We start from the raw sequence: 15,943 nt of genomic DNA, 5'->3' as shown, positions 1-15,943 counted from the left end.
GTACAATCTCATGTACGCGCCGACGCGTTTCGCTCTCGATAACATTACTCGACCGCCCGCCCGGCCCGTGCATTCATTCCCCGCTATGGCGATGCATTTGTCGATGCGCGATGCGCCGACTGCGCCTCGGCAACGCCCCAAACCCGAGTGCGCGCTCGCCTTTTTGGGATCATTATGCGCTAATTACGGTCCTTGTCGACCAGCTTATTCTTGCCGATCCAGGGCATCATGCCGCGCAAGCGAAGGCCGACCTCTTCGATTGGATGCGCGTTATTTCGTGCGCGCGTGGCCTTAAAGGAGGTCTGGCCGACTTTGTTCTCCAACATCCAATCGCGCGTGAATTTGCCCGATTGAATATCGTCAAGCACACGCTTCATCTCGGCCTTGGTGTCCTTGGTGATAATGCGCGGACCAGTGACATATTCGCCATACTCGGCCGTGTTCGACACCGAATAGTTCATGTTGGCGATGCCGCCCTCATAAATGAGGTCAACGATCAGCTTCACTTCATGAAGACATTCAAAATACGCCATTTCCGGCGCATAGCCGGCCTCGACCAGCGTCTCGAATCCGGCGCGGATCAATTCCACGAGTCCGCCGCAGAGCACGACCTGCTCGCCGAAAAGATCAGTTTCGCATTCCTCGCGAAAGGTCGTTTCGATGATGCCCGCGCGGCCGCCGCCGATCGCCGCGGCATAGGAAAGCGCGATCTGCTTGGCGTTGCCGGAAGCGTCCTGATGCACCGCGATCAGGCAGGGCACGCCGCCGCCTTTGAGATATTCGCCGCGCACCGTATGGCCCGGGCCTTTCGGCGCGATCATGGCGACGTCGATATCCTTGCGCGGCTCGATCAGGTTGAAATGGATGTTGAGTCCGTGGGCGAAGAGCAGCAGCGCGCCCGGCTTCAGGTTCGGCGCCATCTCATTGGCGTAGATCTCGCCCTGCAGCTCGTCGGGCGTCAGCATCATGATGACGTCGGCCCATTTGGAGGCCTCCGCGACGGTCATGACCTTGAGGCCGGCGCCTTCCGCCTTGGCGGCCGAGGCGGAGCCGGGGCGAAGCGCGACCGCCACTTCCGAGACGCCGGACTCTTTGAGATTCAGCGCATGCGCGAAGCCCTGGCTGCCATAGCCGACGATGGCGACTTTTTTGCCTTTGATCAAATTGATGTCGGCGTCCCGATCGTAATAAACGCGCATGTGCTCTGCTTCCTTGATGTGCGTGCGCTCTTGGGGGAACGGCGCGCCCCGCGCCGTCGAATTCGCTGGCGGCTCCTTCTACGCGGGCCGCCCGGCAAGGTCAAAATTCTCCAGCCTTAGATGGGATCGGGCCCACGCGAGATGGCGGCGACGCCTGTGCGGGAGACTTCGACGAGCCCGATCGGAAGCATCAGGTCGATAAATTCATCAATCTTGTGCGGTTTGCCGGTCAATTCGAAAATGAAGCTCTCAGTCGTCGCGTCGACGATGCGGGCGCGAAAGGCTTCGGCGAGCTGTAGCGCGAAGGTGCGGTGCTCGCCGCGACCTTTGACCTTGACCATGGCGAGCTCGCGTTCGAGCGAGCGCATCGACATGGTGAGGTCGGTCACCTGATGCACCGGGACGAGTCGCTCGAGCTGATGATGGATCTGGTCGATCGTCTCCGGCGCGCCGGAGGTCAATATGGTGATGCGCGAGAGGTGCTCGGCGTGGGCGACCTCGGCGACCGTGAGGCTCTCGATATTGTAGCCGCGGCCGGAAAACAGGCCGACGACGCGCGCCAAGACGCCCGGCTCATTGTCGACGAGCACGGAGAGCGTATGCGACTCGACCTTGGCGTTCGGCGCAGCGGCGGAATAGGGAGATGGCGGAGAAGCGGGAGCGTTCATCTTTTTTCCTGGACGGTCGGCAAATCGGCGGTCGGCGGTCGATTGCAGCGCTACGACTGCCGAGCGCCGAAACCCGACCGCCTAAACAAGCATCTTGCCTTTTTCGTCGATGACCGCGCCGATCTCTATCCCAGCGTCGTCGGAAAGATCGGCGAGCAGCATGTCGTTATGCGCCTTGCCGGAGGGAATCATCGGGAAGCAATTCTCGACCTTGTCGACGACGCAATCGAAGATCACCGGTCCGTCATAGTCGATCATCTCCTGGATCGCGGCGTCGAGCGAGGCGGGATCAGAGCAGCGGATGCCTTTGGCGCCGAACGCCTCAGCAAGCTTGACGAAATCGGGCAGCGCCTCGGAGTAGCTATGGGAATAGCGCCCGCCATGCAGCAGCTCCTGCCACTGGCGCACCATGCCCATATATTCGTTGTTGAGGATGAAGATCTTCACCGGCAGGCGATATTGGATCGCCGTCGACATTTCCTGAATGCACATCAGAATCGACGCTTCGCCGGCGATGTCGATCACGAGCGACCCCGGGTGCGCGAGCTGGGCGCCGATCGCCGCCGGCAGGCCGTAGCCCATGGTGCCGAGTCCGCCCGAGGTCATCCAGCGGTTCGGCTCTTCGAAATGATAATGCTGGGCGGCCCACATCTGATGCTGCCCGACCTCGGTGGTGACATAGACGTCGCGATCCTTGGTCAGCGCATAGAGCCGCTGCACCGCATGCTGCGGCTTGATCGCGGCGTCCGAATTGCGGAACGCCAGTGACTTGCGCGCCCGCCACTCGTTGATCTTCGCCCACCAATCGTCGAGCGGCTGCTTGTCGGCGCTCATCGCCTCGGCGCGCCACAGGCGCACCATGGCTTCGAGCACATGGGCGCAATCGCCGACGATGGCGAGATCGACCTTGACGTTCTTGTTGATGGACGAACGATCGATGTCGATGTGGATCTTTTTTGAGCCCGGCGAAAAGGCGTCGAGACGTCCGGTGATGCGGTCGTCGAAACGCGCGCCGACCGCGATCATCAGATCGCAGTCATGCATGGCGTGATTGGCTTCCCAGGTGCCGTGCATGCCGAGCATGCCAAGCCAGTTTTCGCCCGACCCCGGATAGGCGCCGAGCCCCATCAGCGTCGAGGTGATGGGAAAGCCCGTCAGGCCGACGAGTTCGCGCAGCAGGGTCGAGGCTGCGGGTCCGGAATTGATGACGCCGCCGCCGGTGTAAAAGATCGGACGCTTCGCCGCCGCCATCATGCGCACGGCCTGCTGCATCGCCTCCATGTCGGCGTCGAGCTTGGGATGATAGGTCTTGTGCGCGGCGCTGCGCGGCGGGGCGTAGACGCCGCGCGCAAACTGCACGTCCTTGGGGATGTCGATGACCACCGGTCCCGGCCGGCCGGACGAAGCCACATAAAAGGCTTCATGCAGCACGCGCGGCAGATCGGCGATGTTCTTGACGAGATAATTGTGCTTCGTGCAGTGGCGGGTGATGCCGACCGTGTCGCATTCCTGAAAGGCGTCGGAGCCGATGAGATGCGTCGGCACCTGCCCGGTGATGCAGACGAGCGGGATCGAATCCATCAGCGCGTCGGTGAGGCCCGTCACCGTATTGGTGGCGCCTGGTCCCGAGGTGACGAGCAACACGCCGACCTTGCCCGAGGAGCGCGCATAGCCCTCCGCGGCATGGGCGGCCCCCTGCTCATGGCGCACGAGAATGTGCTGCACCTTCTCCTGCTGGAAGAGCACGTCGTAGATCGGAAGGACGGCGCCGCCAGGATAGCCGAAAAGAATCTCCACGCCCTGGTCCTTCAGGGCTTCGACCACCATTTCGGCGCCGGACATTTCCTTCGACATCATGATTTTCCGTCTTGCTTCTCGCGGCGGGCGACTAGGATGTTTTTCGTCTTCGGGCAACAAAAAAGGCCCTCTTGGGGCCTTGGGTCAAGCGCCATTGACGGAGGTCGGGCCTAGCCCTGCTCCGTCCGTGGCGCTTCAGATACGAGAATTGCACGCATTACGCGTTCCGCCCCTTTGTTCGCAGGCGACGTTACGGGAGGCGCGGCGGAGAATCAAGCGCGGAGAGCGACTCTTCAGCGGGCGATCCATCCGCCGTCGACAACGAGGAGGTGGCCAACGATGAAGCGCGCCTGTTCGGAGCACAGGAACAGCACGGCCTCGGTCAGCTCTTCGGCCTTGCCCATCCGCCCGATCGGAAACAGCTTCCCGGCTTGCTCAGGGCTGATGTGCTCCTTCTCCATCCATTGGTGGAAGACGTCGCCGGGGGCGTCGATCCCGCAGGCGCAAATGGCGTTGACGCTGATATTGTCCTTAGCGACCTCGAGCGCGACCGTCTTGGTCAGGCCGTCGACGCCGCCCTTGGAGGCGGCATAGGCGCCCTCCGCGGGATTGCCGGTGAGGCTGCCGGTGATCGAGGACTGGTTGACGATGGCGCCGCCGCCGTTTTGGCGCATCTGCCGGATCTCGTGCTTCATACAGAAGAACACGCCGCGCAGATTGACGTCGATGTGGAAATTGAAGCCCTCCTCCGTCTCCTCGGCGATGGGCTTGAAGCGCACGACGCCGGCGTTGTTCACCGCGCAGTCGAGGCGGCCATAGGCCTCGACGGTCTTCGCGACCATGGCTTCGACGTCCCGCTCGATCCGCATATCTGCGAGCGTGAAGAGGCCCTCACCGCCCGCCGCGCGGATCATGTCGAGAGTCTCGCGCCCGCCAGCCTCGTCGATATCGGCAAGCGTGACCCTCGCCCCCTCGCGGGCGAAGGCGAGCGCCGTGACCCGGCCAAGACCTCGCGCCGCGCCCGTAACGAGCGCAACTTTCCCATCAAATCGAGCCATGAACCTCTCCCGCGCCTGAGCGGAAGCTTTCACTCGCCGCCGTCGCGGTCAAGCTCGTAAGAAGCGATCATTCAAGGCGTTCACGCGCCTTCGGCGGCGAGCACGCGCTTTACGGCTTCGTCCGCCGCCATCATGTCATGATGTTTCTGAATGTTGGGGTATTTCGACAGCCCGTCCTCCAGCAGCGACGCGCCCCAGCGCTCCATCGGGAAAACATAGGCGTCGAGATAGCTCAATTTGTCGCCGGCCATGAAGCGGCGGCCCGCAAGATGCGCTTCGACAATATCGAATTTCTTACGCACCAGCGCCTTTGCGGCTTCGCGCACATTGTCGAACGCCTCCTTCTCGCGGGCGCGCGTATAGCGGTCCGGCAAAAACAGCGGGAAAAAGGCCGGGTGGAGATCGCCGGTGATGAAGGAGGACCAGCGATCGGCCTCGGCCTCGTCGCGCGGCGACCCGTCGGGCGCGATCCCCGCCTGCGGGAAGCGGTCGGCGAGATAGCGCAGCACGGCCGCGGCCTGGGTCAGGACCCAGCCTTCGCCGGTGTCGAGCGCGGGCACCGCCCCCGCCGGATTGATCTTCAAATATTCCTTGTCGCCGAACTCGACCGCCTTGGTTTCGTAGGGTTCGCCAATCCATTCAAGCGCGATATGCGGCGCGAGCGAACACGCGCCTGTATGATAGTAGAGCGTGAGCATGAGGGCCTCCGGTTGAGAGCGTCGCTCTTAGAATAGGGCGGCGGCCCGCGAGTGCGTCGCGTCTATCCCTCGCCGCAGTCGAGAATCCAGGTTTTGTCGCAGAAGGCGACATAGAGGCGCTCCTGCCCCAGCGCCGCCCCGAGTTCGCCGGCGAGTTCGTTCAGCATCGCCTCGATATGCGCGTCGGGAAGGCCGCCGAGATAGGCGTGCACCGCTTCGCCGGTGAGGATCGCAACCGGCTCGCGGTCGGAACCGACCGTGCCGTCGTCCTTGGGCCAGGCGTAGGTCACCTCGCCGCGGGTGAACATGCCTGAGAGCGCGGGCTGGCCCGCTTCGACGCGGCGGCGCATCCAGGCGTGCGCGCAGCGCACCGCTTCGGAAACGTCATAGACGCGGCCCTCCGCCTCCCAGCCCTCGCGTAGCCCGACGGTGATGCGGAAATCCCGCCGCGGCCCGCGTGAGCCGTCAACGAGGCGATAGACGCGCTTGCTCATGAGCGGAAGGTAAGGCGCCGGGCGCACGCGAGAAAGGCCGTGAACCGAGATAGCGCCGCGCGCTTATGGGTCTTCGAGAGCGCCCGTGGGCGGTGTCGAACGCGCTTTACCCTTCGTCGCGCGGGCGCAATGGCTGGTCAGCGCTTGCCCGTCCATGTGGACGCGAGCTTTTGCAGCGCCTTATCCGCTTCCTGCTCAGCCTCGCGCTTGGTCGCGTAGGAATGCGGCGACCGCAGATGAATCTGGGAGCCCTCGCAGACAGTCCAACGGAACCGCTCAGCGTAGAGCGGGTCAGGCTCGATTCTGGATGTAAACAGATCTGTTTCGCGCATGGCTACATTATGCGCGCGGCCGCCTGTTTATTCCAGAGCGCTCACGAATGTCATAATCAAACTGTTCGGACGATCGCCGAGATCTCCCCGCCCTAACGCGCGCATTCTCTCCACGGAAGGCTCAAGGAGGCTCCAATGCCCATCCCCGTCTGGGTCCTGCTCGGTTTCGCGCTTTGGACACTACTGCTGCTTTTTACGACCGTCGGCGTTTATCGCTGGAGCCGGATCTTGACCGGTCGCACGGCGATCTCCGACTGGCGCGCCGACGAGCCGCAAGGCGGCGAATGGTATCGCCGCGCTGTGCGCGCCCATATGAACTGCGTCGAGAACCTGCCCGTCTACGGCGCGATCGTTGTCGCGATGCTCGCCGCGCGCGTCGCGAGCCCCCTCCTCGATGCGCTGGCGATCATCATCCTTATCGCGAGGATCTGCCAGAGCGCGGTTCATCTGCTCTTCGAGCAGACGAATGTCGTCGTCTCGGTCCGCTTCGCCTTTTACTTCGCGCAAGCGATCTCAACGCTCGCCATGGGCGCGCTGATCGCGATTTTGGCGCAGGGGTGACGAGAAGCTTCAGTCTCTGAGGCGGCAGCTCATGGGAGCGTCATGCCCGCGACAAGCGCGGGCATGACGCGGAGAAGTTGCGCTTCTTCGATTCAGTCGTCGCGTTTTTAGTTTATCGGCCTCGCCCTTCGCCGTCAGCGCTGCTCGCGCCCTACTGCGCCGCCACCGGCGTGTGTCGCGTCTCGTCGCCGCGGCCGGCGAGCAGTCCTTCGATGGAGATGTCCTCGTCGAGTTCATCCCAATGCAGCCCTTTGCGACTGAGCTCGTAAGCGAGGCGCTGCGCCCGTGTCGCATGCAGAAGACGCGGGAACCAAACGAGCGGCACGCCGAGCGTGCGTCCATCCGACAGTTCGACCCACATGCTGTCGTCGTCAAAGCGCAGGGACTTAGCCGAAATGCTCATGCCAGGCCCTTTCTATGAAGGTTGCGCGATCCTGGACGATTTTCTCCAGTTGGCGCAAGGTCCGCGCGTCAAAACCGTCGCTGGCTGCGAGGCCGACGGGCGAAAGCCAAAACTTCGCGTCGCCCTCGCCTTTTCGCACATGCACATGGATCGGCTCGAGCGGGCTGCCTTCGTTTGAATAGAAAAGAAGCGAAAGCCGTCCTGTCGAAAGATGACCGGCATTTCGCTCTGCTCCCCATTCTCGTCCGCCGCCCCTACCCCTCCAGAAGCCGCCGCGCGATGACCTGCGCCTGAATTTCCGCGGCGCCTTCAAAAATGTTGAGGATGCGGGCGTCGCAGAGCACGCGCGAGACCGGATATTCGAGCGCGAAGCCGTTGCCGCCGTGGATCTGCAGCGCGTTGTCCGCCGCCGCCCAGGCGACGCGGGCGCCGAGCAGCTTCGCCATCCCCGCCTCGAGATCGCAGCGCTTGCCCTCGTCCTTCTCGCGCGCGGCGAAATAGGTGATCTGGCGGGCGACGTGAATCTCGATCGCCATCGAGACAATCTTGTTGAAGACGCGCGGGAAGGAGAACAGCGGCTTGCCGAACTGGATCCGCTCCTTGGCGTATTTCAATCCGAGGTCGAGGGCGCATTGAGCGACGCCGAGCGCGCGCGCCGCCGTCTGGATGCGGGCCGACTCGAAGGTCTCCATGAGCTGCTTGAAGCCCTTGCCCTCCTCGCCGCCGAGAAGATTTTCGGCCGGCACTTCGAAATTGTCGAAGCCGATTTCGAACTCCTTCATGCCGCGATAGCCGAGCACTTCGATCTCGCCGCCGGTCATGCCCTTGGCGGGGAAGGGATCACTGTCCGTGCCGCGCGGCTTCTCAGCGAGCAGCATCGACAGGCCCTTATAGCCCTTCTCATTCGGATTGGTGCGCACGAGCAGCGTCATGACATCGGCGCGGACCGGATGGGTGATCCAGGTCTTGTTGCCGAAGACCTTGTAGACGCCGCCCTCGAGCGTCGCGCGGGTGCGCAGGCCGGCAAGGTCGGAGCCATTGTTGGGCTCCGTGAAGACGGCGGTCGGCAGGATGTCGCCAGCGGCGATCTTGGGGAGATATTTCTCCTTCTGCGCCTCTGTCCCGCCGACCAGGATCAGTTCCGCCGCAATTTCCGAACGCGTGCCGAGCGAGCCGACGCCGATATAGGCGCGCGACAATTCCTCGGAGACGACGCACATGGCGATCTTGCCCATGCCCGAGCCGCCGAATTCTTCCGGAATCGTCAGGCCGAAGACGCCGAGTTCGGCGAGGCCGGAGATGACGTCGAGCGGGATGTAGTCATTTTTCGAATGCCAGTCGTGCGCATAGGGCGTGACATTGGCGGAGGCGAATTTGCGCATCTCGCTGCGGATCGCCTCGAGCGTCTCGTCGAGACCCGACGCGCCGATGGTTTCGGCCGCGGCGTGGTGGTCGATGAGTTCGGCGAGGCGGGCGCGGTTTGCCGGCGTGTTGCCGGTGAGGATCAGCCGGTCGATCGAGGCGGGGCGCCGCGCCGCGATCTGCTGGCTTGAAAGCCCGAAATCGCTGAGCCGGACGATCTCGCCCTGGCTCATCGGAATGCCGCCATAGACCTGGGCGAGGAATTCGGCGAAGCCGATCTGGTTCAAAAGCTCTTCGGTCTCGCCATAGGCGCCTTCCGCCGAGAGGCGTTCGGCATAGTCGATGAGTTCGCGCAGACCCTGCACATAGGTCGCAAGCCAGGCGAGCCCGTGGGCGGCGTGCTGGTCGGCCTCGAACAGATCATTGGCGATCTTGCCGTCGCGGGAATCGCGGGCGCGCACGCTGGCGAGCGCGTCCTTGTAAAGCGCCTCGACGGCGGCGAGCGCCTCTTTCGCGTCACTCGTCCAATCGGCGGCTTCAAGTTTCGTCGCGACGGCTGCGGTCATTCTTTCTTTCCGGAAGTCGAGGCGCCCGTAGGCGCTGGGCGAATTTGCGCCTTACATGCCGCCATTTGGCCGGAGACGCAACCGGAGGGCTGGAGCTACGCTGCGAAGCGACATAAATTCTAAAGCTAAGAGTTTTTTATGGGGCTAGGCCTCCGGGAAGCCGGGGGCGGCCTTCGAGAAAGTTTTTCAAGAATGGTCAATCGCCTGCAACGCGTCGCGATATTCGGGTTTGTTGCATACGCGCTCCTGGCGGCGGGCGCATGGGTCTGGGTAAGCCATGTCTCCAGTCCTCATATCGCAGACTCCGTGCGGGATGTGACCCCGGTCCAGGCAGGTCTGGTTCTCGGCGCCTCGCCTAGAAATCGCAATGGCGATGCGCCCAACGCCTACTTCGCCTACAGGATCGACGCGGCGGCGGCCTTGTACAAGGCAGGCAAGATTCAATATCTCGTCGTTAGCGGCGATCGTCGGGACGATGGCTATGACGAGCCCACAGCCATGCGAGATGCGCTAGTTGCCGAGGGAGTTCCGCCAGATCGCATCTATCGAGACGCTGCGGGCTTTCATACGCGCGACTCTGTAGCCCGAGCGCATCTCCTGTTCGGCCTGAGTGACGCGATTGTGATCTCGCAACGCTTCCACGCCGAACGTGCGATCTTCATGGCGCGCGCCCACGGGCTGCGCTTCTCAGGCTATGCAGCGCAGGACGTAGACGCCTATTTTGGCGTGTTGACGATGGCTCGCGAAACCTTTTCGCGCATTGTCGCGCTTGTGGACGCCTACACGTCAGACAGGGCGGCCAAGGGCAAGGCGATTACGCTCGGTTCAGATACGCCGAGCTAACCGGTGCTTGCGCGCCTTCATGTCGCAGCAATCGGAAAATCTCCTCATAGCCGGAAGCGCGCAAGCCTCATTGTGGGGCCTTCGTTATCCATAGAGGCGGCCCGCCCCCGCGCGGGTCGTGCTGCCGCTCCCGTCAGATCCTGCAGCGGCGATAGCCGCGCATGGCGAGCGCGGCGAGTATCAGCATCGGCAGCGCGACGCCGATGAGCGGGCCGGCGAGCCCCGCCGGGGCGGGCCCCACCAATTCTTCATCCGCCTGCGTGAATTTCGGCATTGCGGCGTAATCCTGCGCCGTCAGCGCGGCGCCGGCCTTGGCGCGCGAAAGGAAGAATTCGCGCCAGTCGAGATGAAAGGCGCGGATACGGTCGAGAAAGGCGCGGTAGCGCGTCTCCCCCGAGCCGGCGATATCGGCGAGCGCCTGATAGGTTAGATAGGCCGGCGAGAGATAGCCGAGCCGGTCGGCCATATCGCGCTGGCGCGCAAGCTGCGCGTCATGCTCGGCGACGATCGCTTCGACGCGCTGAAACGCCGCCTCCTGCGTCGCCAGACGCCGCAACGTCGCCTCCTGCGGACCGCCGGCCGGCTTTTCCGCGTCGCCATGTTCCTGAGCGTAGCGCGCGAGCGAGGCGTCGCGGGCGCGGTCGGCGTCGATCGAGGCCGCCCGCGCCGCGAGCACCATGTCGGTTCGCGACGGCGCGGGATGAGCGAAGCCGGCGATACTGTTGATCGCCGCCGGCAGGATCATGGTGATCGCCACCCAGGCGCCGATCAGCGTCAGCGCGTTAAAGGCGGAGCTCCGGCCGAGCCCGTCGACGGCGGCCGCCAGCGCCGCCCAGAAGAGACCGTAAAGCAGCACGACAATGAGCAGCACTGCGAAGCCGGGCGTCGCAAGCCGCTCCCAGCCGGCGAATATCCAGACGCCAGCGGCGACGGCGAGAAGCGTCGCGAGGATCGGCGCGGCGACGCGCGCCGTCAGCTTGCCGGCGAGCGCGGCGGCGGGCCGGCGCGCCGAGGCCAGCGACATCGACAGCGTTCCCTGCTCTCGCTCGCCGGCGAGCAGATTGAAGGCCATCGCCAGGATGACCAGCGGATAGACGAAGACGACCACGAAGGCGAGATCGGTCGCGCCTGACATCAGATTCGCCGGATTGTCGATCTCATCGGCGAAGAGAAAACTGTCCTTCGAGCCGGTCGTCACCCGGACGGCGGGCGGAAGCAGGTCGCTCTGCCCGGTGGCGACGAGCGCCAAGGGCCCGGGCGCGAGCGCGGCGACCGCCGCGGCGGGGCCTCCGCCCATGAAGGCGGCGTTGCGCGGATCTCGGAACGGCGGCGGCTCCGGCGCGGGCTTTCCCTGCGTCTCACCCTGCTGCAATTGCGCCAGAGTTTTCTGGAGATTTGTCAGGCGCTGCGTCTCGTCGGCGCGGGCGCCCGCGATCGCCGCCTGTTGCGACACGACGCGCGAGGCGCCCATTGCGAGCGCAAAAAGCGCGACGCCCGCCAGCGCGAGCAGCGCGAACCAGATGGCGCCGTCACGGCGCATCATGCGCGCCTCGAACCGCAAGCCTGCGAGAAAAGCCGAAGACATGGGCGCGCTCATACCGGCCGCAGACGCCGCGCCGCAAAGAGCGCGAAAGCGCAAGCGAGCGCGAGCCAGGCTAACAGGCCGATAATGGGGAGGGCGCTGTAGCCGAGGGCGAAGACCGCGCCGGGCGCGCGATAGGCGAAGGAAGCGATCTTTCGCCATAGCTCCGGCCCCGCGACATATTGTTTGTCGTGGGCGAAATGGATGATGTTGTCGCTGACCTGATTTTGGATGTCGCGCCGATGCGCCTCGGCCGCCGTGGCGAAATCGAACTGGCTGCGGCTGTCGACGCCGGCGAAGGCCATGGAGATCGGCCGCAGCGCGAGCAGCGGGAACAGGAAGCCGGGCGCGGCGCGCAGCGCGTCCTGACGGTCGAAGGCCGACTGCAGCGCGCCGAAGTGGCGATCGAAGATCGCATAGCCGGCCTCGTCGTCCTTGCGCAGCGAGAGGCCGCGGAAGCTGACCGGCAGATCCTCGACGCGCGACACGCCGTATTTCTTGAGCGTCTCGTCGCGGAAGGCGACGAAGGCGGGATGGCTCTCGTCATGGCCGAATGTCTTCGCCTTGTCCTGCGCGATGCGGGCGCGAAAGTCTTGCCATGTCGGCGTCGGCGCGAAGGCGCGCGCCGCGTCGGTGGCGAGGCGCGGCGCGAGAAAGGAGTTGGCGAGCCAGAAGGCGAGCAGCGTCACGAGCGCCGCGCGGGAGTTTCTCGCCAAAGCCGAAACGCCCAGCGCGAGAAAAGCGAAGCCCGCGAGATAGGCGGCATAGGCGGCGCCGAGCGCTGCGAGCCTAAGGAATTGATCGGCAAGCGACAGGCGCTCGCGATCGACGAAGAAGACGAGCGCGAGCGCCGCGCCGAAAAAGGCCGGCGCGAGCAGCGCGAAAATGGCGCCGATGAGCGCCATCGCCTTGCCGGCGAGAATGTCTCGCGGCCGCGCGCCCACGCTGAGCAACTGCTTCAGCGTGCCGCTTTCGCGCTCGCCCGAGAAGCTTGCGAAGCCCATCAGGATGACGATCAGCGGCGCGATCGTCTGCAGGATGAAGGCGAGCGACAGCGAACCGAGCCGCGCGCCAACGCCGCCGTCGCGCGCCTGTTTGAACTGGGTCTCGTTCTGCTTATGCGCCTCGAGCCACACCGCCGAGCCGACATAGGCGTCGACGCCGGGATCGGCGAGCGCCAGCGGGCTTAAGGGCTTGAACGCGTATTGGCCGAAATGCGCGGCGGCGTGGGGATTCTTGGCGCTCTGTCCGACCCAGAGTTCGCGATCGGCTCGCGCCGCCGAGTCGCGCTCGCGCAGGATGCGGGCGTTCTCGACATAGCCGAAGGCGAGCGCGGCGAGCATCAGCGCGACGACGAAGGCGCAGAGCCAGACAAGGCGACGGTCACGGAACAGCTCCAGCCATTCCTTGGCGGCGACGGCGCGCACGACGCGCCAGCGGCTCTTCGCCGGCGCAGTCGTGGCGAGCGGGGCGAGGGCGAGATCGCTCACGCCGCCGCCCTCGCGAAGAGATCGAGATAGGCACGCTCCAGCCCCAGATGATCGACGTCGTCGGCGCCGAAGACGGACGCCAGACGCCCCTGCGCCATGATGCCGATCTTGGTGCCGCACTGCTTGGCGAGGAAGAGGTCATGCGTGACCATCAGCACCGCCATGCCGTCCTTGCGCAGCCGCTCGATCAGCGCCGCGAACTCACTCGCCGCGAGCGGATCGAGGCCGGATGTCGGTTCGTCGAGCACGAGCGCCTGCGCGCGCCTTGCGAGCGCGATGGCGACGCCGACCTTCTGGCGCATGCCCTTGGAATAGCCGCGTACGGGACGATCGAAGGCGTCGCTCGGCAGGCCGGCGGCGGCGAGCAGCGAGAGCAGCGTCTCGCGCGGCGCCTCGGCGCCGGAGATTTCGGTGAAATATTGCAGATTCTCAAGGCCCGTCAGCGCGCCGTAAAGCATCACCTGCTCGGGGATATAGGCGAGAAGCGCGCGCGCCTCCGAGGGATCAACCGCGGCGTCGACGCCGCAGACGAGCGCCTGGCCTGCGGTCGGCTGTATAAAATTCAAGAAGAGATTGACGGTCGTCGTCTTCCCGGCGCCGTTCGGACCGAGCAGGCAAAACACCTCGCCCGCCGGCACGGTCAAATTCAAACGATCGAGCGCCGGAGAGTCCGCGCCGTCGTAACGCTTGGTGAGATTGCGCGCTTCGAGCATCGCCGCATCCGCCTTACAGCCCCCGACTCGGCGCGCGTGGCCCGCGCCTGCATCGAGTATGATCTCTGCGTCGAGACTGCATCTTTGCATGAGGGCCGTCAAGCAACGCTGGCCGCGCAATTGACTTGAACCGTCGCTTTCGCCCGCTCATCCTGCGTCGGAGTCGATCTACAAATAAGTCGATTGGGCGGCCGCGCTTTCGCAAGTCCAGATGAGAGAAGACTGATATGCATTCGCTCCTCCTCTTGCCGATCGACTATTTTCTTGCCGCATGGTTTGCGCTAACCGCCGCCTGCACGCTCTACGTCGCCATCGACGGCTACAAGAATCCCGAACCGGTCGTGATGAAGTGGGGGTTCATTCTCGTCACGCTCTATACGGGACCTTTCGGCCTTCTGCTTTATGTCATCGCCGACAAGGAGCCGCGGCCCGGGGCGCATGAGCAATTTGTGCGGCCGCAGTGGAAGCAGGGCGTCGGCTCGACGATCCATTGCGTCGCCGGCGACGCGACAGGCATCATTCTGGCCGCCGTCATCGTCGCCTGGATGGGCCTGCCGATGTGGCTCGATCTCATCGTCGAATATCTCGCCGGATTCGCTTTCGGCCTCTTCATCTTTCAGTCGCTGTTCATGAAGGAAATGATGGGCGGCTCCTATTGGGAGAATGTGCGGCGCAGCTTTTTTCCTGAATTCATCAGCATGAATTTCATGATGGCCGGCATGGCCCCGGTCATGAGCTTCCTGATGATGGGGCATGACATGCGCGCCATGGTTCCCACCGAACTCATCTTCTGGGGAGTCATGTCGCTTGGCGTGATGGCGGGCTTCGCCACAGCCTATCCCTCGAACGTCTGGATGGTCGCGCAAGGGCTGAAGCATGGGCTGATGACGGAGCGGAAGGTCGGCATTCAACCTGAGAAGAGTGAGAGCGCCGAGTCGACCGAACGCGGCGCCCATCATCCGCATCACGATCACAATGGGCATGCGGACGCGACCGAAGAGACAGCGCCGAGTGACGCGATCGCTTCACATGCTGTCGGTCACGCGGCCTCCATGCATATGCACGCGACGCCGGAGGCGACAAGCGCTCAGATCGCGGCTTTCAGCCTGACGTCGCTCGTTCTTCTCGCCACCGGCATGCTCGCGCCCGCCAATTGGGTGAACATGGGGCTTTCTGCGCATGAGGTGGGCGGTCTGATCATGCCGCCCGGAATGCTCATGTTTCGAGACACAACCGCCGAAGCGATGCGCGAGATGAGCTTCGCGGATTCGCGGCTCGTGCGCGCGCGTTTTCCAATTGACGTCCGCGGCGATCGGGAGCTGCCTTTCACGATGGACGACGGCGTTAAGGTCTTCGAACTCACCGCGTCCGTCATCCGCTGGAGCATCCTCCCCGACGTCGCCGTCGACGCCTATGCGTATAACCAGCAGATACCGGGACCACGCATCCATATTCGTGAGGGCGACCGGGTTCGAATAAGGGTGCGCAACGACTTGCCGGAAGGCACGACCGTTCACTGGCACGGGCTCATTCTGCCGAACGCCATGGACGGGCCGAGCGAAATCACGCAGCCGCCGATTCCGCCGGGCGGATACTTCGACTACGCGTTCACGGCGCATCAGCATGGAACTTATTTTTATCACCCGCACGCAGAGCCGGATCGAAGCCAGGCTCTCGGCCTCTATGGCGCGCTCATCATCGACCCCGCAACGCCCGCCAAGGAGGTCCCCGCCGACCAGGAATATGTCATGCAGCTGCAGGAATGGCTGTGGCGCGAAGGCTTGACGTTTCCGGCGATGCCTATGGACGGCATGCAGCCGAATTACTTCACCATTAACGGCAAGTCATTTCCGTCGACGGACACGATCCGCATGAAGCTCGGCGAAACGCTCAAAGTGCGCTTCGTCGGCACCAACAACGGCTTCATCCACCCGATGCATATTCACGGGGGACCATTTGAAGTGGTGGCGCGCGACGGCGAGACGCTTGCTGAAAGCGCACGCTATCTCGCCGACACGGTCAATGTCGGCCCCGGTCAGCGCTATGACGTCATCTGGACGGCGCGGCGACGAGGGAAGTGGCTGATCCATTGCCACATCCCCCATCACACCAGCAATGACAACACCGAGACGAAAGGCGGCGGCGGGTTGATGGCGATCATCGAGGTCGAGTAGCTC

16 protein-coding genes are annotated in these 15,943 nt (G+C 64.0%); 3 read left to right on the top strand and 13 right to left on the bottom strand.

From position 1 onward, the window contains the following. Positions 1-179 precede the first annotated feature (179 nt). The 7 genes from ilvC to EHO51_RS15550 all read right to left on the bottom strand — a co-directional run bounded on the left by ilvC (position 180) and on the right by EHO51_RS15550 (position 6,246). Positions 180-1,199 (bottom strand): ketol-acid reductoisomerase, encoded by a 1,020-nt coding sequence (gene ilvC / locus EHO51_RS15580; protein ID WP_124739649.1) that lies wholly within the window; start codon positions 1,197-1,199, stop codon positions 180-182. 116 nt (positions 1,200-1,315) lie between these two features. Then, positions 1,316-1,867 (bottom strand): acetolactate synthase small subunit, encoded by a 552-nt coding sequence (ilvN, locus tag EHO51_RS15575; protein ID WP_124739648.1) that lies wholly within the window; start codon positions 1,865-1,867, stop codon positions 1,316-1,318. Between the two features lie 81 nt (positions 1,868-1,948). Next, positions 1,949-3,721, bottom strand: a complete 1,773-nt coding sequence (locus EHO51_RS15570; protein ID WP_205789023.1) for an acetolactate synthase 3 large subunit — start codon at positions 3,719-3,721, stop codon at positions 1,949-1,951. Between the two features lie 236 nt (positions 3,722-3,957). Then, entirely contained in the window at positions 3,958-4,722 is a 765-nt protein-coding gene (locus EHO51_RS15565; protein ID WP_124739647.1) for a glucose 1-dehydrogenase, read from the bottom strand. Between the two features lie 80 nt (positions 4,723-4,802). Continuing rightward, positions 4,803-5,420, bottom strand: coding sequence for a glutathione S-transferase family protein (locus EHO51_RS15560; RefSeq protein WP_124739646.1), 618 nt, complete (start codon positions 5,418-5,420; stop codon positions 4,803-4,805). A 62-nt stretch (positions 5,421-5,482) separates the two neighbouring features. Next, the gene (locus EHO51_RS15555) at positions 5,483-5,914 is read right to left on the bottom strand and encodes a hypothetical protein (RefSeq protein ID WP_124740183.1); all 432 of its coding nucleotides are present in this window, start codon (positions 5,912-5,914) and stop codon (positions 5,483-5,485) included. 137 nt (positions 5,915-6,051) lie between these two features. Then, positions 6,052-6,246: a hypothetical protein gene (locus EHO51_RS15550; RefSeq protein ID WP_029648998.1), complete on the bottom strand. Its 195-nt coding sequence runs from the start codon at positions 6,244-6,246 to the stop codon at positions 6,052-6,054. A gap of 135 nt (positions 6,247-6,381) precedes the next feature. On the opposite strand from EHO51_RS15550, the gene EHO51_RS15545 reads away from it, so the two are divergent. Then, positions 6,382-6,807, top strand: coding sequence for an MAPEG family protein (locus EHO51_RS15545; protein WP_124739645.1), 426 nt, complete (start codon positions 6,382-6,384; stop codon positions 6,805-6,807). Positions 6,808-6,958: 151 nt separating this feature from the next. On the opposite strand, the gene EHO51_RS15540 is transcribed toward EHO51_RS15545, so the two are convergent. From EHO51_RS15540 to EHO51_RS15530, 3 genes are all read right to left on the bottom strand, one after another. Next, positions 6,959-7,210: a DUF2442 domain-containing protein gene (locus EHO51_RS15540; protein ID WP_124739644.1), complete on the bottom strand. Its 252-nt coding sequence runs from the start codon at positions 7,208-7,210 to the stop codon at positions 6,959-6,961. Continuing rightward, on the bottom strand, positions 7,194-7,349 hold the full coding sequence (locus EHO51_RS15535; protein WP_245434899.1) for a DUF4160 domain-containing protein: 156 nt from the start codon (positions 7,347-7,349) through the stop codon (positions 7,194-7,196). The genes EHO51_RS15540 and EHO51_RS15535 overlap by 17 nt, the downstream gene beginning before the upstream one ends. Before the next feature lie 115 nt (positions 7,350-7,464). After that, positions 7,465-9,138, bottom strand: a complete 1,674-nt coding sequence (locus tag EHO51_RS15530) for an acyl-CoA dehydrogenase family protein (protein ID WP_124739643.1) — start codon at positions 9,136-9,138, stop codon at positions 7,465-7,467. Positions 9,139-9,276: 138 nt separating this feature from the next. On the opposite strand from EHO51_RS15530, the gene EHO51_RS15525 reads away from it, so the two are divergent. Further along, positions 9,277-9,981 (top strand): SanA/YdcF family protein, encoded by a 705-nt coding sequence (locus EHO51_RS15525; protein WP_124739642.1) that lies wholly within the window; start codon positions 9,277-9,279, stop codon positions 9,979-9,981. A 133-nt stretch (positions 9,982-10,114) separates the two neighbouring features. On the opposite strand, the gene EHO51_RS15520 is transcribed toward EHO51_RS15525, so the two are convergent. From EHO51_RS15520 to EHO51_RS15510, 3 genes are read right to left on the bottom strand one after another with little or no spacing between them, the layout of a single operon-like run. Further along, positions 10,115-11,566 carry a DUF3526 domain-containing protein gene (locus tag EHO51_RS15520; RefSeq protein WP_245434625.1) on the bottom strand — a complete coding sequence of 484 codons (1,452 nt, stop codon included), beginning with the start codon at positions 11,564-11,566 and terminating at the stop codon, positions 10,115-10,117. Positions 11,567-11,574: 8 nt separating this feature from the next. Further along, positions 11,575-13,053 (bottom strand): DUF3526 domain-containing protein, encoded by a 1,479-nt coding sequence (locus tag EHO51_RS15515; protein ID WP_124739640.1) that lies wholly within the window; start codon positions 13,051-13,053, stop codon positions 11,575-11,577. Continuing rightward, the gene (locus EHO51_RS15510) at positions 13,050-13,856 is read right to left on the bottom strand and encodes an ABC transporter ATP-binding protein (protein WP_245434624.1); all 807 of its coding nucleotides are present in this window, start codon (positions 13,854-13,856) and stop codon (positions 13,050-13,052) included. Before EHO51_RS15510 ends, EHO51_RS15515 begins: the two co-directional genes overlap by 4 nt. A gap of 137 nt (positions 13,857-13,993) precedes the next feature. Between EHO51_RS15510 and EHO51_RS15505 the strand changes: the two genes are divergently transcribed. Then, positions 13,994-15,940: a DUF4396 domain-containing protein gene (locus EHO51_RS15505; RefSeq protein WP_124739639.1), complete on the top strand. Its 1,947-nt coding sequence runs from the start codon at positions 13,994-13,996 to the stop codon at positions 15,938-15,940. The last annotated feature ends 3 nt before the right edge of the window (positions 15,941-15,943 follow it).

The sequence above is a fragment of the Methylocystis rosea genome (assembly GCF_003855495.1).
GTDB classification, from domain to species: domain Bacteria; phylum Pseudomonadota; class Alphaproteobacteria; order Rhizobiales; family Beijerinckiaceae; genus Methylocystis; species Methylocystis rosea_A.
The sequence above is the reverse complement of the archived record's forward strand: the minus strand, read 5'-3'. Positions and strand labels throughout refer to the sequence as shown.

Bases quoted from the DNA above. Each gene is read 5' to 3' on its own strand.
- ilvC (WP_124739649.1), bottom strand. From the start codon at position 1,199: ATGCGCGTTTATTACGATCGGGACGCCGACATCAATTTGATCAAAGGC.
- ilvN (WP_124739648.1), bottom strand. From the start codon at position 1,867: ATGAACGCTCCCGCTTCTCCGCCATCTCCCTATTCCGCCGCTGCGCCG.
- EHO51_RS15570 (WP_205789023.1), bottom strand. From the start codon at position 3,721: ATGTCGAAGGAAATGTCCGGCGCCGAAATGGTGGTCGAAGCCCTGAAG.
- EHO51_RS15565 (WP_124739647.1), bottom strand. From the start codon at position 4,722: ATGGCTCGATTTGATGGGAAAGTTGCGCTCGTTACGGGCGCGGCGCGA.
- EHO51_RS15560 (WP_124739646.1), bottom strand. From the start codon at position 5,420: ATGCTCACGCTCTACTATCATACAGGCGCGTGTTCGCTCGCGCCGCAT.
- EHO51_RS15555 (WP_124740183.1), bottom strand. From the start codon at position 5,914: ATGAGCAAGCGCGTCTATCGCCTCGTTGACGGCTCACGCGGGCCGCGG.
- EHO51_RS15550 (WP_029648998.1), bottom strand. From the start codon at position 6,246: ATGCGCGAAACAGATCTGTTTACATCCAGAATCGAGCCTGACCCGCTC.
- EHO51_RS15545 (WP_124739645.1), top strand. From the start codon at position 6,382: ATGCCCATCCCCGTCTGGGTCCTGCTCGGTTTCGCGCTTTGGACACTA.
- EHO51_RS15540 (WP_124739644.1), bottom strand. From the start codon at position 7,210: ATGAGCATTTCGGCTAAGTCCCTGCGCTTTGACGACGACAGCATGTGG.
- EHO51_RS15530 (WP_124739643.1), bottom strand. From the start codon at position 9,138: ATGACCGCAGCCGTCGCGACGAAACTTGAAGCCGCCGATTGGACGAGT.
- EHO51_RS15525 (WP_124739642.1), top strand. From the start codon at position 9,277: ATGGGGCTAGGCCTCCGGGAAGCCGGGGGCGGCCTTCGAGAAAGTTTT.
- EHO51_RS15520 (WP_245434625.1), bottom strand. From the start codon at position 11,566: ATGTCTTCGGCTTTTCTCGCAGGCTTGCGGTTCGAGGCGCGCATGATG.
- EHO51_RS15510 (WP_245434624.1), bottom strand. From the start codon at position 13,856: ATGCAAAGATGCAGTCTCGACGCAGAGATCATACTCGATGCAGGCGCG.
- EHO51_RS15505 (WP_124739639.1), top strand. From the start codon at position 13,994: ATGCATTCGCTCCTCCTCTTGCCGATCGACTATTTTCTTGCCGCATGG.